This window comes from Yoonia sp. (assembly GCF_017854565.1).
Lineage (GTDB): Bacteria > Pseudomonadota > Alphaproteobacteria > Rhodobacterales > Rhodobacteraceae > Yoonia.
The window spans coordinates 1-14,487 of record NZ_JAFMHJ010000002.1; the positions used below are offsets into that span (position 1 = coordinate 1).

At 58.4% G+C, this 14,487-nt stretch carries 17 protein-coding genes; 2 read left to right on the forward strand and 15 right to left on the reverse strand.

Annotated features, from left to right (window positions below; all coding sequences use genetic code 11):
• Positions 1 to 116: 116 nt before the first annotated feature.
• Positions 117 to 590: a hypothetical protein gene (locus QZ196_RS01225; RefSeq protein WP_296423053.1), complete on the forward strand. Its 474-nt coding sequence runs from the start codon at positions 117 to 119 to the stop codon at positions 588 to 590.
• Position 591: 1 nt separating this feature from the next.
• Here QZ196_RS01225 and QZ196_RS01230 read toward each other — a convergent pair whose 3' ends face one another.
• The 12 genes from QZ196_RS01230 to QZ196_RS01285 all read right to left on the reverse strand — a co-directional run bounded on the left by QZ196_RS01230 (position 592) and on the right by QZ196_RS01285 (position 10,149).
• Complete coding sequence (locus QZ196_RS01230) at positions 592 to 873, reverse strand: hypothetical protein (protein WP_296423055.1); 282 nt, start codon at positions 871 to 873, stop codon at positions 592 to 594.
• A gap of 218 nt (positions 874 to 1,091) precedes the next feature.
• Complete coding sequence (locus QZ196_RS01235; protein ID WP_296423057.1) at positions 1,092 to 2,207, reverse strand: alpha-hydroxy acid oxidase; 1,116 nt, start codon at positions 2,205 to 2,207, stop codon at positions 1,092 to 1,094.
• 4 nt (positions 2,208 to 2,211) lie between these two features.
• Positions 2,212 to 2,766 (reverse strand): sulfopyruvate decarboxylase subunit beta, encoded by a 555-nt coding sequence (gene comE / locus QZ196_RS01240; RefSeq protein ID WP_296423060.1) that lies wholly within the window; start codon positions 2,764 to 2,766, stop codon positions 2,212 to 2,214.
• Positions 2,766 to 3,263, reverse strand: coding sequence for a sulfopyruvate decarboxylase subunit alpha (gene comD, locus QZ196_RS01245; protein WP_296423062.1), 498 nt, complete (start codon positions 3,261 to 3,263; stop codon positions 2,766 to 2,768). The genes comE and comD overlap by 1 nt, the downstream gene beginning before the upstream one ends.
• Positions 3,264 to 3,324: 61 nt before the next feature.
• Complete coding sequence (locus tag QZ196_RS01250; protein ID WP_296423064.1) at positions 3,325 to 3,738, reverse strand: universal stress protein; 414 nt, start codon at positions 3,736 to 3,738, stop codon at positions 3,325 to 3,327.
• Positions 3,739 to 3,774: 36 nt separating this feature from the next.
• Positions 3,775 to 4,761, reverse strand: coding sequence for an alcohol dehydrogenase catalytic domain-containing protein (locus QZ196_RS01255; protein ID WP_296423066.1), 987 nt, complete (start codon positions 4,759 to 4,761; stop codon positions 3,775 to 3,777).
• A complete protein-coding gene (locus QZ196_RS01260; RefSeq protein ID WP_296423070.1) occupies positions 4,758 to 5,519 on the reverse strand; it encodes an SDR family oxidoreductase in 762 nt (253 codons plus the stop codon). Before QZ196_RS01260 ends, QZ196_RS01255 begins: the two co-directional genes overlap by 4 nt.
• Positions 5,512 to 6,819: a histidinol dehydrogenase gene (gene hisD / locus QZ196_RS01265; RefSeq protein ID WP_296423071.1), complete on the reverse strand. Its 1,308-nt coding sequence runs from the start codon at positions 6,817 to 6,819 to the stop codon at positions 5,512 to 5,514. Before hisD ends, QZ196_RS01260 begins: the two co-directional genes overlap by 8 nt.
• Positions 6,820 to 6,831: 12 nt before the next feature.
• Positions 6,832 to 8,160, reverse strand: a complete 1,329-nt coding sequence (locus QZ196_RS01270; protein WP_296423073.1) for a TRAP transporter large permease — start codon at positions 8,158 to 8,160, stop codon at positions 6,832 to 6,834.
• Between the two features lie 11 nt (positions 8,161 to 8,171).
• A complete protein-coding gene (locus tag QZ196_RS01275) occupies positions 8,172 to 8,684 on the reverse strand; it encodes a TRAP transporter small permease (RefSeq protein WP_296423075.1) in 513 nt (170 codons plus the stop codon).
• A 110-nt stretch (positions 8,685 to 8,794) separates the two neighbouring features.
• The gene (locus QZ196_RS01280; protein WP_296423076.1) at positions 8,795 to 9,943 is read right to left on the reverse strand and encodes a TRAP transporter substrate-binding protein; all 1,149 of its coding nucleotides are present in this window, start codon (positions 9,941 to 9,943) and stop codon (positions 8,795 to 8,797) included.
• 32 nt (positions 9,944 to 9,975) lie between these two features.
• Entirely contained in the window at positions 9,976 to 10,149 is a 174-nt protein-coding gene (locus QZ196_RS01285; protein ID WP_296423077.1) for a hypothetical protein, read from the reverse strand.
• A 156-nt stretch (positions 10,150 to 10,305) separates the two neighbouring features.
• On the opposite strand from QZ196_RS01285, the gene QZ196_RS01290 reads away from it, so the two are divergent.
• Positions 10,306 to 11,328, forward strand: coding sequence for a LacI family DNA-binding transcriptional regulator (locus tag QZ196_RS01290; RefSeq protein WP_296423078.1), 1,023 nt, complete (start codon positions 10,306 to 10,308; stop codon positions 11,326 to 11,328).
• Positions 11,329 to 11,418: 90 nt separating this feature from the next.
• Here the strand turns inward: QZ196_RS01290 and QZ196_RS01295 are convergent, their stop codons facing one another.
• From QZ196_RS01295 to QZ196_RS01305, 3 genes are all read right to left on the reverse strand, one after another.
• Complete coding sequence (locus QZ196_RS01295; RefSeq protein WP_296423079.1) at positions 11,419 to 12,957, reverse strand: tripartite tricarboxylate transporter permease; 1,539 nt, start codon at positions 12,955 to 12,957, stop codon at positions 11,419 to 11,421.
• An 11-nt stretch (positions 12,958 to 12,968) separates the two neighbouring features.
• Positions 12,969 to 13,400: a tripartite tricarboxylate transporter TctB family protein gene (locus tag QZ196_RS01300; protein WP_296423080.1), complete on the reverse strand. Its 432-nt coding sequence runs from the start codon at positions 13,398 to 13,400 to the stop codon at positions 12,969 to 12,971.
• Between the two features lie 93 nt (positions 13,401 to 13,493).
• Positions 13,494 to 14,483 carry a tripartite tricarboxylate transporter substrate-binding protein gene (locus QZ196_RS01305; protein ID WP_296423081.1) on the reverse strand — a complete coding sequence of 330 codons (990 nt, stop codon included), beginning with the start codon at positions 14,481 to 14,483 and terminating at the stop codon, positions 13,494 to 13,496.
• Between the last annotated feature and the right edge of the window lie 4 nt (positions 14,484 to 14,487).

The window sequence follows — 14,487 nt, forward strand, 5'->3', positions numbered from 1 at the left end:
ACAGATTTCTACAAACATGTCTCAAATCTGCGCTGCAACGCTGCATTAACGGTTTCACCCCTTCACTGGCCGTCGGGAACCACACAATCGTGTGGTGGGTAAAGTGAGAGATGCCGATGTCACGTTTCGCGTGGGGTGGCCTGCTGCGGCGGGCGGGCCTTCAACAAATTAGCTGCCTCGTCGCGATCGGCGTTTGGGGTGCCATGGCGGCCAGCCAAAGCGTCGCTGTGAAAATCGTCGAAAATGATCGGGGTGGCCTGATCGGCGCGCGCGCTGTTGAAATCGCAGCGATCAATGCAGACAGCAGCCGGGTCGAACTGCGCGGCAAGTTTTGTTATTCGTCCTGCACCATGTATCTGGGCGTCAGCGACCTGTGTATCAGCCCGACAACGGCGTTTGGGTTCCATGGCCCCAGCAGATACGGCGCGGTTCTCTCTGTGCCGCAATTCGAACATTGGTCACGGGTTATGGCCATGCATTACAACGCGCCGCTGCGGGATTGGTTCATGCGCGAAGCCCGCCACCGGATCACCGGCTATCACCGGGTCAGTGGCGCACAGCTGATCGCGTTGGGATATCCATCGTGCTAGGCTATTGCGTGTCTGGCGTCGCGTTTCCACCCGATACCGCAGATGCCACAGCAACCGCAGCCCCAGCACCCAAGACCGGCCCCAGCCCGCCCAGCAGCGGTACAAACGCCGTGGCGTCATCATTGCAGACCGCGCGGATCGTGCCATCCGGAGCGGCCGTGGCAGATGCCACGCCAAACGGCGCACAGACACCACTGGCCTGCACGATAGCAATAGGGTCAACTATTTCCTGCGCCTGCAAAACATTCACGAAAACACTCAGCAAAAAAATGCTTCCCAGCATGATAGACCGCATCACTCATTCCTTTTGACGTGAAAATTACTTTCACATGGACCAACTTAACGCGACCACTAGAGCCAATTTAGGGTTAAGGATGTATGAATTTCTTGCCCAGTATAATAATTAAAAATACCAAATTTAGCGGGAACCTGATACCGGGCGCAATTCACCGCGGATCAATCACCAATCCGTCTGTCGTTAAAAACTGGCCGGCAGATTGCCTAGTTGCGAATAATGCCCCGGACGGCATGAGGTTCAAGTGAATTTGCGCCAACCTGGGCAAGTGAGATACTTGTTTCCTGACGCAAAACATCCCAAAGCGCCTGTAGCCCCTCTTCGCCAGCCGCCGCTATGGCAAATTGAAGAATACGACCAAGGAATGTGAAGCTGGCGCCTTGGGCATAGGCTTTCAATACGTCTTCACCACTGCGTAAACCAGAATCGTAGAACAACGGGAATGCACCGCCCAAAGCCGCCTTGATTTCGGCAAGCGCCATTATTGGTGACGGCGCGCTTTCAAGTTGGCGTGCGCCATGGCTTGAAACCTGAATCGCATCGACGCCCGCAGCCTGCAGTGCCAGCGCATCTTCGACGTCAAGAACGCCTTTTACGACAAGCCGACCGGGCCAAATATCGCGCAGATGGGCGAGCGTGTCCCAATTCGCTTTCGCCCGACTTTCCACGCGGTCGAATGTATACCCAGGCATGTCAAAGTTCGCCATTTGCGGACGGCCATCGAAAAGCGCGGCAAGGGACCAGCGCGGATGCAGGGCAAAGTCCAGAAATTGTTTGGGTCCAATGCGAAATGGCATGGTGAATCCGTGTCGCAATTCACGTGGACGGCGCCCCACCTCCGGGACATCAACGGTCAGGATTATCGTATCGTAACCCGCCGCCTTGGCCCGTTCCACCAGCTTGAATGTGCCTGCGCCGTCGCCGCTAAAATAAAGCTGAAACCATGCATGCCCTTCTGCGGCCTCGATCAATGGCTCCATCGCGGTAGAGGCAACAGTGGACACCCCCAACGGCACCTGTTCCCGCGCGGCCAACCGGGCGAGCATCAAGTCAGCGCCGGGGCCAGACAGATTGCACATGCCCATCGGACTGATGCCAAACGGGGCTTTGGCGGTTTTGCCAAACAACGAAACCGCCAAAGATCTTTCGCTGACATCACGTAGAATGCGGGGCCGCAAAACAAGGGCGTCAAAGCTGGCGCGGTTACGCGCCGCCCCCGTTTCCCGCCCTGCGGCACCGTCGATGTAGTCAAAGACCATCCACGGCAAGCGTTGACGCGCGATACGCCGTGCATCAACGCTGGAGTGTATGCCCGTAGCCAAAGCGCTAGGCCTTGACCGCGCCCATGAAACGATCACGGATGGTCACGGGGTCCATGGTGATCACCGGCACCTTGATATTGCCGCTTTCACATTTGGCCACGATGATCGTCATTTTCTTGCTATCAATGGCGGCTTGCAGCACCTTGCCGGTTTCCTCGGCCTGACACTCGACGACGGTTTCGCAACCGCAGGCTTTGGCCACCGCCGTCAGCGAGGTTTTCTTGCCAGCGTAGGTCGGTTGATCGCCCGTAGAGCCATAGGACCCGTTATCGACGATCAGCAGGATAAAGTTGTCCGCCACGTTGTTTGCAATCGTCGGCAGCGTGCCGAAGTTCGTCAGAACCGATCCGTCGCCATCAATTGAAATGACCGTCTTGGGCTGCGACAGCGCAAGGCCAAGACCAATGGACGATGACAGGCCCATGGTGCCCAGCATGTAGAAGTTCGCGGCATTGTCGTCGATCAAATGCATCTCTTGGCTGGGAAGACCGATGTTGCAGACGACCAGTTGGTCCCGCAGAATTGGCGCAATCTCGCGGATAATGTCAGAGCGGATCATCAGTAGCCTCCCCAGAATGTCGCGTCGGTCAGGATCGCGACAGGCTTGTTGCACATGAATGTGTATTTCAGGATCGCATCCAGTTCCTGTGCGTCCTCTCTGTGGTGGAAATGGTAGGTGGGGATGTTGAGCTGGTTCAGCAGCGCCTTGGTATGCACGGCCATTTCCGCCTGACACGCGACCGGCTCTTTCAGCTCTCCGCGATATGAGATCAGCATCGGCAGCGGCATCCGGTAAAATTGGGTCAGCGTCACCAGCGTGTTGATGGTCACGCCGATCGCAGTGTTCTGCATGATGATCGCAGGCCGCTTGCCGCCCATGAACGCCCCGGCGCACAGGCCCATTCCCTCGTCCTCTTTGTTGGATGGGATGTGATATATTTCAGGTCGGGAATCGACCTCCTCGATCACGCCGGCCAGCTGTTTGCAGGGCACCGTGGTCACGAATGAAATGTCATTTGCGACAAAGTCATCCACGATCTGTTTGCTGATATCCAAGTTCTTCGCTCTCCTGTATGCGCGCTCATCCCGGTGAGTGCTGCGGTGTCATTGATAAGGGTCAGTTGGGCTCTCGCAAGACATGCACAGCACAGGGTGCATGTCGTACCACGCGGGACGCGGTTGATCCAAGAAGGTAGTCAATCAGGCCCGGCTTGTGCGAGCCGATCACGATGCAATCGGCCTGCATGGCAATGGCGACATCAATGATGCTGCGCCCGCTGTGCCCTTTGACAATTTTCGCGGAAAGCGCTGGCTCATCTTTGGCCCGCGCCTCGAGCTGGGATTGGGCACGGTCAAAAGCATCCTGCACAACACCTTCGTCAAGATAGGCGCTGACAGATCCCTGTGGCGCCTCGTAGACGTGCAGCGCGGTGATCGCGCCACCTTCGGACAGAAGCGCGCGCGCAACGGCAAGCGCGGATTGCCCGATCCCATGATCAAGGGCCATTGGGACAAGAATGTTCTTATACATATCGTACCTCGCAGGGTTTTGATCCTGATGCCGGCGTCATGATTGCGGTTCTAGGATGATCTTGGGGGCCGCAACCCGACCTGCCCTGATGTCCGCAAAGGCCTGTTGGCCAGCGGCAAGCGGGCGCTGTTCTGTCCAATCCAAGGCACCCAACCTGCCATCAAAAATGGCCTGAGCCGTGTCGCGAAAATCCTGTGCGGTATAGGTATAGGTGCCGATAAAGGTAATTTCCTGCAACGTCATGCGGCGAATATCCAACCCGTCCAACGCCTCGCCCAGACCGATGTGCATGATGATGCCACCGGGGCGCGCGATAGCAGTCGCGGTAGCGCGGGTCGCCGCATAGCCGACGCCGTCGATGATCAAATCCGCGTCCTGAACGGTGCCGGGGGCAACGGCGTGGAAACCGTCGATCTTATCCAATGCCGCGCGGCGGATTTCATTGGGTTCAACGACATGAATGTCAGTGGCCCCGAATGCACGTAGCGACAGCGCCGCGCCCACACCGATTGCGCCGCCGCCGATGACAAGACAGCGCGCGTCACACAGCGGCAGATCAAGCGCCGCAGCACCAAGACGCACGGCGTGCCACCCGCAGGCCAGCGGCTCGGCCAACGCGGCGATGCGCAGCGGCACATCATCAGGCACCGTGACAAGGTTCGCCGCGCGCATGACGACCTGTTCGGCAAACGCCCCATCGCGCGGCGGCATCGAGATGATCATACGTTCAGGGCAGAGGTTGTCGCGGCCAGCGACACAGGCACGACAGCGACCGCAAGAGACAAGCGGATTGATCGTCACACGTTCGCCATCACGCGCACCGCCCACGACAACACCCGCAGCCTCGTGCCCAAGGATCAGCGGGGCCGGTCTGCGTTCGTCATGGCCAAGATAGGCATGCATGTCAGACCCGCATATCCCAGAGGCTTGCACCTGGATCAGACACTGGCCCGGTCCCGGCTGCGGGTCCGGCATGTCACGATACGCAAGCCTTTCAACGGCATCGTAAACAAGCGCTTTCATTTGGCAGTATACCCCCCGTCGACCATCAGAACCTGCCCGGTGACATAGGCAGATGCGTTCGAGCACAGAAAAAGCAGCGGCCCGTCGATATCGTCCAAAGCACCATTTCGCCCGATACATGTCTGTGCCGCATTGCGCGCGGCACGGTCCGGGTCGGCAAAGACGGGACCGGTCAGTTCGGTCGGAAAGAAACCCGGGCCGATCGCGTTTGCCGTGATGCCGTTGCGTGACCACGCCTCGGCCATGGCGCGGGTCAGCTGGGCGATACCAGCCTTGGATGCGCCATAACTCACGCCACCCGGAAAGGCGCGCGTTGTTTGCAGCGATGCGAAATTGACGATGCGGCCCCAGCCTTTGGCTTTCATCGCAGGCGCAAAGGCCTGACTTAGGAAAAATGGCGCGGCGAGGTTGAGGTTCATGGTAACGTCCCAACCTGCGCCCGACACCTCATCGGCGGCTTCTCTTGTATTGATGCCAGCTGCGTGCACCACGATATCGGGTGGGCCAAACGGTGCCGCGACCCGGGCCGCAATATCGCCAATCTGATCACGCTGCGACAGGTCTGCGGCGACCGTCGCGGCATTTGCCCCGGTCTGCGACGCCCATTGTGCCAGCGCATCAGCCCGGCGTGCGACACCGACCACCCGCGCCCCTGCTGCTGCCAACACGATTGCAGCCCTGTGCCCAAGCCCTGCACTTGCGCCGGTCACACAGGCCACCCGCCCGGTCAGGTCAAACAGCGCGCGCGGGTCAGACATCGGCGTTCAGATCAAAGCTCTCGTCGGGGAAGTATTTGGCAAGACGTACATCGGCAGCGCGCGCGTGACCCTCCATTCCCTCCAGACGCGAAATCCGGGCCGTCGCTTCTGCGACCTGCTTGGACCCCTCGCGCGTTGCTTGCTGCCAGGTGACGATTTTCATATATTTATGGACCGAAAGACCGCCAGTATATGACGCGGCGCCGGAGGTCGGCAACACATGGTTCGTGCCAGATGCCTTGTCACCGTAGGATACCGTCGTCTCTTCTCCCAGAAACAGCGAACCGTAACAGCTAAGCCGCCCGCGCCACCAATCCAGATCAGCGGCCTGCACGGTCAGATGTTCGGGCGCGTAATCATCAGATGTGGCGGCCATCTCCTCGCGGTCGGCGCAGACGATGACTTCCGCATAGTCGCGCCAGGCGGCTGCGGCATTTTCGCGGTTAACCTCTGGCAGGTCGGCGATCAGGTCGGGCACGCGGTTCATCACGTCTTGGGCCAGCGCCTGATCATCCGTGACCAGCCAAACCGGAGAATTGTAACCATGCTCGGCCTGACTGACGAGGTCGGTCGCGACAATGTGCGGGTCTGCGGAACTGTCGGCCAAGACAAGGCTATCGGTGGGGCCGGCGATCATGTCGATGCCCACGCGACCAAACAGAATCCGTTTCGCCTCGGCGACAAACTGGTTGCCCGGACCGACAAGGATGTTGGCTTTGGGTAGCCCGAACAGACCAAAGGTCATTGCCGCCACACCCTGCACGCCGCCCAAGGCCATGATCTTGTCCGCACCACAAATATGCGCGGCATAAACGATGGCGGGATGAACACCGACACCGGGGCGCGGCGGGGAGGTTGCCGTGATGTGTTTGCATCCCGCGACCTTGGCCGTGGTCACAGTCATGATCGCGCTGGCGATGTGGCTATAGCGCCCGCCGGGCACGTAACACCCGGCCGCATCAACCGGAATCGCCTTTTGACCCGCGATCAAGCCCGGCACAATTTCCACTTCGATGTCACTGAGCGTGGATTTCTGAGCTTCGGCAAACCGACGCACGTTGTCATGTGAAAATTGGATATCCGCTTTGAGCTTGGCAGGGACCAACGCGCTTGCCGCCTCGATTTCCGCAGCGGTCAGAATGATATTACCGTCATACTTGTCGAACTTTGCGGCGTATTCCCTGGCCGCGGCATCGCCGCCCGCTTCGATGTCGGACAATATTTTGCGCACGATATCATGAACATCAGACGCGCCAGACTGAGACGTGAGCGTCGCTTTTTTGAGATAGTGTCGTGCCATTTTGGGTCTGCCTTATTTGTAGATATCGGGAAGCATCGTTGTTGAGACCGCTGGAACGAAGGCGATCAGTAGAACAACGAGAAGCATGAAGAAAACAAAGGGAACCGCGCGCCATGCAATCTTGAGAATGGATTCGCCCGTGATGCCTGACACCACAAACAGGTTCAGGCCAAGCGGCGGCGTGATAAACCCGACACCAAGGGCCGTAATCATCATGATGCAGAACTGGATTTCGTTCATGCCGATATTATCGGCCAGCGGCTTGAGGATAGGTGCGAGAATGACGATGTTGGGCGTCGTTTCCATGACACAGCCCGCAGCGATCAGGATGCCGATCATCATCAGAATAAGAAGGGTAGGATCATCCGTCAGCGCAGTGATCGAATAGACGAACCCCTGCGGGACCCCCATGATTGCAAGCGCCTGCGCCAATGGCAGCGAAAAGGCGATGATGGGCAAGATGATGCCGTTCACCTTGGCCGAGCTGATCAGCATGGCAGGAAAATCGGCCAGCTTCAGCGTCCCAAGGATAAATCCGATGGTGATGGTCACGATGACCGCGGTCGCACCCGCTTCTGTCGGCGTCAGGCGGCCAGAAAATATCCCGTAAAAGATGACGCCGGGAACGATGAATGCATACCAGCCAGAGACCAGAGCCCGACCCAGATTGCGGAAATACTCGCCGGCAGAAAGGTTGCCACCGCCTTCGTAACCGTAGATTCGGTTCACAACGATATTGGTCGTCAGGATCGCCAAAAGGATCAGGATGCCGGGGATCAAAGCCGCCAGGAACAGCGTCGAGGCGGAAATACCAAGCACAAGGCCAATGATGATATAGGCAATCGAGGGTGGGATCAGGATACCGGTACATGCGCCAGCCGCGACCAATGCGCAGGCATAGGGGCGTGGATAACCACTTTCGACAAGCCGGTCGATCGTCATCCGCCCGACCGCCGCTGCACCCGCCGCGTCAGACCCCGAGATAGCCGCGAACATGCCGCAGACCAAGACGGTCGCGGAACCAAAGCCGCCTTTGGCAAATTGGGTCAGCGCCTCGGCCACATCAAGAAACTTTCGCGACAGCCCGGTCCGGACCAGCACATCGCCCGTCAGGATAAACAGCGGCACTGCCGTCAAGGCAAAGGCGTCGATACCATCGAACAGGCTCTCGCCGACCAGCGCCAATGGCAGGTCGCCGGACATCAGCAACATGGCAATCGCCGCCACACCGATTGATGCCCAGACCGGCACGGCCAGCGCACAAAGAACGACAAAGATGATGACAGGCAGATAAAAATCCCAGCCCAGTTCGACCGCTTGATTGAGCGTATTAAAAAGCATCGGTTATCCCTTCAATCGAACAGCTTGTCGCCTTCGTAGACGGGGGTGCCGTCGCGAAAGCTGCGGAGGTCATGCAGGAATGACTGGGTCAATCGCAAAATCATCAACGCAAATCCGATGGGTACAGCCATCAAAAACCAGACCATCGAAACCCGCAGGCCGTGGCTGACCGATCCGAACTTCCACGAGACGTAAACCGTTTCCCACGACCAATAAAGTGCGATGACCGCGACGCCGAACATCACCAGATCGCCAAAAATATACAGCAGTGCCTTGGGTCGTGGCCCTAGGTAATGCATGATCACGTCAATGCGGATATGGGCACGGTCCTTGACGGCTGCTGCGGCGCCGATCCATGCCAGATAGATAAATGAATAGCGCACGATTTCTTCGCCCCAGATCGACGAATAAGAAAAGATTTCGCGGCGCAAGACTTCGACCGCCATTGTCAGCACCAGCATCACGTAAAACAGCAAAAGCGCCCAGCGTTCAGCGTCGCGATTCAATCTGTGCAGTAAATTCATGGTGAATCCCTTTTGCGGCTTTGCCGAATGGATCGGCTGGGCGTGACCGACACGTGATGAATGGTGTGAAAAGCGCGGCGGGCACCGTAAACGGCACCCGCCTGTTTCTCTCAGGCATCATTGACGTAATAGCGGCCCATTGTGCCAGCTGCCTCTTCAAGCTTGGCAAAGGTATCCATCGACCCTGCCAATTCCATTTTGAAGCTGTCCCATTCGGGCAACTGATAGCCGCCTGCGGCCTGCCACTCGGCCAGTTGATCATCGGAAAGCGAGTGGAACTCCACACCAGCCTTGCGCAATTCAGCCATGGCGTAGTTGCGTGATGACGGCACCTTTGCAAGGTTCTGGTGGCGCGTGATTTCGGACGCTTCCATGATACCATCCTGCACGTCAGACGGCATCGCATTGAACCACTCAAGGTTACATGAGTAGACTTGGCTGTCAGGCACCGCCTGTGTGAATGTGACGTGGCTCAGAATGTCCTTGAAGCCAAAGACGTACAGCGCGCCAACCGATGGATCCAGCGCATCTGCGACGCCTTGCTTGATCGCCGAAGGCGTTTCGCCCCAGGCAACCGGCGTCGGGTTTGCACCGACCATGCGGTAGTACTGCTGCAACATCGCAGAGCCGGGCACGCGGAATTTGATACCCGACAGATCGCCGGGCGCCAGAACCGGGCCAGCGCCGCCAGCCCGAATAGCCACGACCCGTGGGTCGATATTCACATAGAACAGCGACTTGAAGCCTGCGGCCTCAATCTTTGGGTTCACTTCCTGTGCCCAGACGTCAGAGTGTACAAGGTTCGTAAAACGCTGGTTTGACCCACACAGGTACGGCATGTTGATCAGGTCGACCACAGATGCGAACGGCGCGAAGTTCGACAGCGAATGCTGCGCGGCCTGGATGGTGCCCGTCTGCACCTTCTGAACCAGCGCACCGCCAGCCCCGAGTTGACCGCCGGGCGCAAGCTTGACGTAAATCTTGCCGTTGGTTGCGTTTTGAATGTTTTCCTTGAGGTCCAGCTGCATGATCGGATAGCTGCGTGTCGCGCCCAAGACGTAGGCTGTCGCAATGGTCATGACATGTTCGGCGGCTTGTTCACGATCGCGCTCTTCATTCGCGGTCTGGGCCGTGGCCTCGGTCGACCAAAGCGTTCCTGCGGCACCCGCCACGACAGCCGCCGTAAAGCTGCCCGCGCCCGCCAGCTTGAGAAAATTCCGGCGTTCTGCCGACTTCAGTTCTGCGTTCTCTTTTTCCAATAGTCGTCCTCCCTGGACAGGTTCACGCTGCGCTACTTTTTGGCTGCAGCTTCTTTTTCCAAAATTGCAATCACGAACAAAACGGCCACGCCACCAAGGACCAGCATTTCGCCTACGTCATTCAAAAACGCAGCGTTGGACGCGGACCCCAGTCCGACGTTCGCCGCGAATATTAAAAGCAAGATGATAGCCCCGATAAGCGACATGATGCGTTTCCTCCCAGTCACACAGCCGATTCCATCCCTATGCAAGCCTTTACATCGACATAATGCAAGCCTTGACATTTAATTTTTTATGCTTGATCCAGTTAGGCCGGACCGGACCGAAATCTATGCAGCACGAAATTCACGCCAAGGAGCGAAATGAAAGCCCATAGACCGACACCAACGCTTCACGATGTCGCCAAGGCAGCGGGCGTTTCAACCGCAACAGTATCGCGGTGTTTGAACTTTCCCGATCAGGTCGCAGTGCGCACGCGCGAAAGAGTCATGAACACGGTGCGCGATATGGGCTATTCCCCGAACTTTGGCGCCAGAGCCATGGCCGCGCGGCGCACCAACACCATCGGGGCGATCATTCCAACAATGGAAAACGCGATCTTTGCGCGCGGCTTGCAGGCGTTCCAGGAAGAATTGCGGCTGCATGGGTTCACCATGCTGGTCGCAAGCACGTCATACCGCCCCGACATCGAAGCAGAACAAATACGGACGCTGGTGGCACGGGGCGCGGACGCCTTGTTGTTGATTGGCCACGAACGCGACCCGGAAATCTATCGTTTCCTAGAGGCGCAAGGCGTTCCTTGGCTGGTCACGTGGGCATTTGACCTTGACGCGGGGTGCCCGTCGGTTGGTTTTGACAATCGTGCGGCGATGTATGCGATGGCCCAGAAAGTCATTGCGTTGGGGCATCGCCGACTTGCGCTCATCTCGGCAGAGACGGCGATGAATGATCGCGCAAGAGCACGTAAAATCGGGATACTCGAGGCGATGGACGAAGCCGGCATCGACCGGGATGAACTGCACGTCATCGAGACCCCGTACGGCATCGAAAACGGGGCCGCTGCCTTTACTGATTTAATGCGGCAAGCGCCGCGTCCGACCGCCGTGTTCTGCGGTAATGACGTGTTGGCCGTCGGTGCGCTGCGGCAGGCGCAGGCGTTGCACATTGCTGTCCCGGCCGACCTGTCAATTATGGGCTTTGACGATATTGAACTGGCCCGGGTCGCCTTCCCTGCCCTCACCACGGTGCACGTGCCCCATCGAGAGATGGGCAGGCGTGCGGCCCAAGCACTTGTTCGGATGGTGCAGGGCGGAATCACCGAAGCGCCCGTCGAACTGGCCGCGACACTGGTTTTCCGGGACACTCTTGCGCAGGCACCTGCCTAAGGGAGCATCGGCCACCATACGGCCGATGGTTCTGCCCAACGTACCCCTCCCCCGATCATCGGTCCGGGGGAGGGGTACAGCCTGATCCGATCAGTCCGCGATAGAGCCTTCTTCGTCCCGGCGTTTGTGCATGCCCTTGCGGACCTTGCGGCCGATAATCAGTGGCAGAACAAAGCCGATGAGGGCGACGATCCAAAGTCCCACCGCAAGCGGGCTGTCGATCAGGGTAAACCAGTTGCCATCGTCAATCGTGATCGCGCGGCGCAGGTTGTTTTCCATCGTGTTGCCCAACAACGTGCCCAGGATAATCGGCACCAGCGGCACATCGAACTTGCGCAGCCCCCACCCCATAATGCCGAAACCGATCATGACCAAAAGATCGAACGACGACCCGGAGATGCCATAGATACCGACAAACGATACCATCGCGACGATTGGCATGAGAACGCGCGGCGGGATCAGAAGCAGCCGCGTGAACAGACCGACCATTGGGATATTCAATGCCAGCAGCATGAAGTTGGCGATGAAAAGCGCCGCAATCAGACCCCAGACAACGTCGGGGTTATTGGCAAAAAGTAGCGGACCCGGTGTGATATTAAGCGACAAAAGCACTGCCAGCAGCACCGCTGTCGTCCCTGATCCCGGCACCCCCAGCGCCAGCATGGGCACAAGCGCGCCACCGGCTGCCGCGTTGTTACCAGCTTCGGGCGCCGCGACGCCACGCGGATCGCCGGTGCCGAATGTGCCTTTCTTATCGACCAGCCGCTTTTCCATCGAGTAGGAAATGAACGACCCCAATGACGCCCCCGCACCCGGCAGAACACCCGCAAGAAAACCAAGCGCAGAACTGCGCAGCATCGTCGGCGTGCATTCCTTGAGCATCGACAAGGGAGGGGTCAGTCGGCCAATAACCAATTTGCTCTTGGTCGCATCAGCGGCCCCATGGCGGTTTTCCAGAAAGATAAACACTTCGGACAGTGCAAAAAGACCGACGATCGCCACGAGGAAATCCAGACCATCATAAAGGTGGACTTCGCCAAATGTGAACCGCGGCACGCCTGTTTGCGTATCCACGCCGATCGTTGCAAGACCAAGGCCAAGCGCTGCGGCAAATGCGGATTTGGCCTGATTGGTCGAAGACACGCCGCCCAACGTCATGAAGGCCAGTGCGAAAAGCGCGAAATATTCGGCGGGGCCAAACAGCAACGCGATTTTGACCAGCTGCGGGGCCAGAAAAATCAACCCCCATGTCGCAAAGAACGCGCCGACGAAAGATGCGATGCCGGACAGCGACAACGCCTGACCCGCCATCCCTTTTTGCGCCATTGGATACCCGTCGAGACAGGTCATCATCGCAGGCTCATCCCCCGGTATGTTCAGCAAGATTGATGAAATACGTCCGCCGTACATCGCACCATAATACACCGATGTCAGAAGGATCATCGACGGCGTCGGTCCCAACCCTAGCGTAAATGCCAGAGGAATCAGAATTGCCACACCGTTCGATGGACCAAGCCCGGGCAGCGCGCCCATCACCGTACCCAAAAAGCAGCCCAGCAGGGCAAGCAGCAGGTTTTGCCATGTCAACGCGATGGCAAAACCATCCGCGAGGTTTGAAAGTGTTTCCATAACAGCGCCCTTCAGAAGCCAAGCGGGCCGCGGGCCAGCGAAAGCCCCAGCACCAGATGAAAGATAACGTAGATGCCGATTGAGGTCCCTACGCCCGTGGCAATCGCCGCGATGACCGACGATCCCAGACGCCACGACAGATAAGCCGCAGCAATGGCGGTCGCCAAGACGAAGCCGATAACCGGCAACATCAGTGCATAAAGCACCATGACCACCACTGCGGCTCCGATTTCAACAAGCCGCCCCAGCGCGGGCCACGCGGGCTCTGCGTCGGGGCGCATGGCGATAACCAGACTCGACACGCCCAGAACGGCGGCCACGATCAGCGGAAAGGCCTTGGGGCCGACGGCATCGGATAGAAAACTTTCCTCGATCGCAAAGGCCGCAAAGGCAAAGCCGATGGCAAGAAGCAGGCCGAATACGCCGAAAATGCGATCACTCATGGGGATCTCCTTTGGCTAAAACTGTGGTGGGCGGATGCGGAAAGGGGCGCCGCGCAGATCGGCGGCACCCCTGTTGTGCGCAATCCGCAGCGCTTACTTGATGATGCCGATTTCCTTGGAAATCTTCTCAATTTGGCTGACTGAATTCACAACGAACTCTTCGAATGCGGCGCCTTGCAGATCAAGCGGCGCAAGGCCGTTGGCCTCCATCACGTCTTTCCACGCATCGGACGCATACAGATCGGCGATCTTGCTGACCCATGCATCATAGGCCGCATCCGACATCCCGCCGGGTGCATAAAAGCCACGCCAGTTTGCGCCGATGGCGTCAACGCCCTGTTCCCGCGCGGTCGGCATGTCGGCAAAATCGCCAGACAGACGCTCGGGCGCCAGAACCGCGATGACGCGAATGTCGCCACTCTCGACAAAGCCCCGTGCCTCGGACAGGTCGCCCGTAAAGGCCTGGACCGATCCGGCCAAAAGTTGTGTGACCGCCTCGCCGCCGCCATCGAAGGCGATGTACTTGATCGAGCGGACGTCATCTATGCCATAGGCGTTTGCTGCGATCAGAACCTTCAGGTGATCCCACCCACCGACGGCAGAGCCGCCAGCAACGGAAATCGCCGTTGGATCGTTCTTCATCGTCTCCAACATCTGGGCAAGATCGCCGATCTCGCTGTCAGCGGCCACGGCAATCACGCCATAGTCCGCGCCCACAGCCCCGATCCAACGCACCTGATCCATTGTGTTGCCAGGGTAAGCACCCTGTGCAAGGCGCGTCGCAGTCGCCGACGATGCTGCAACGATCAGGTCGTTATCGTTGCTACGCTTGTTGACGACCTCTGCGTAGGCAACGCCACCGCCGCCACCGGCAAGGTTGACGACCTGCATGGTCGAACCAAGCAGCCCCTGATCCTGTAGCGACTTTCCGACCTGCCGGCAGGTAAAGTCCCAGCCGCCGCCGGGATTGGCAGGTGCGATGCACTCTGGATTTTCAGGGGTATATTCCTGTGCTGTCGCGGTGAGCGCGGACGCACCCAGAATGGCCGCCGCCATGGCGAACCGAGTTACGTTAAATATCATTTTT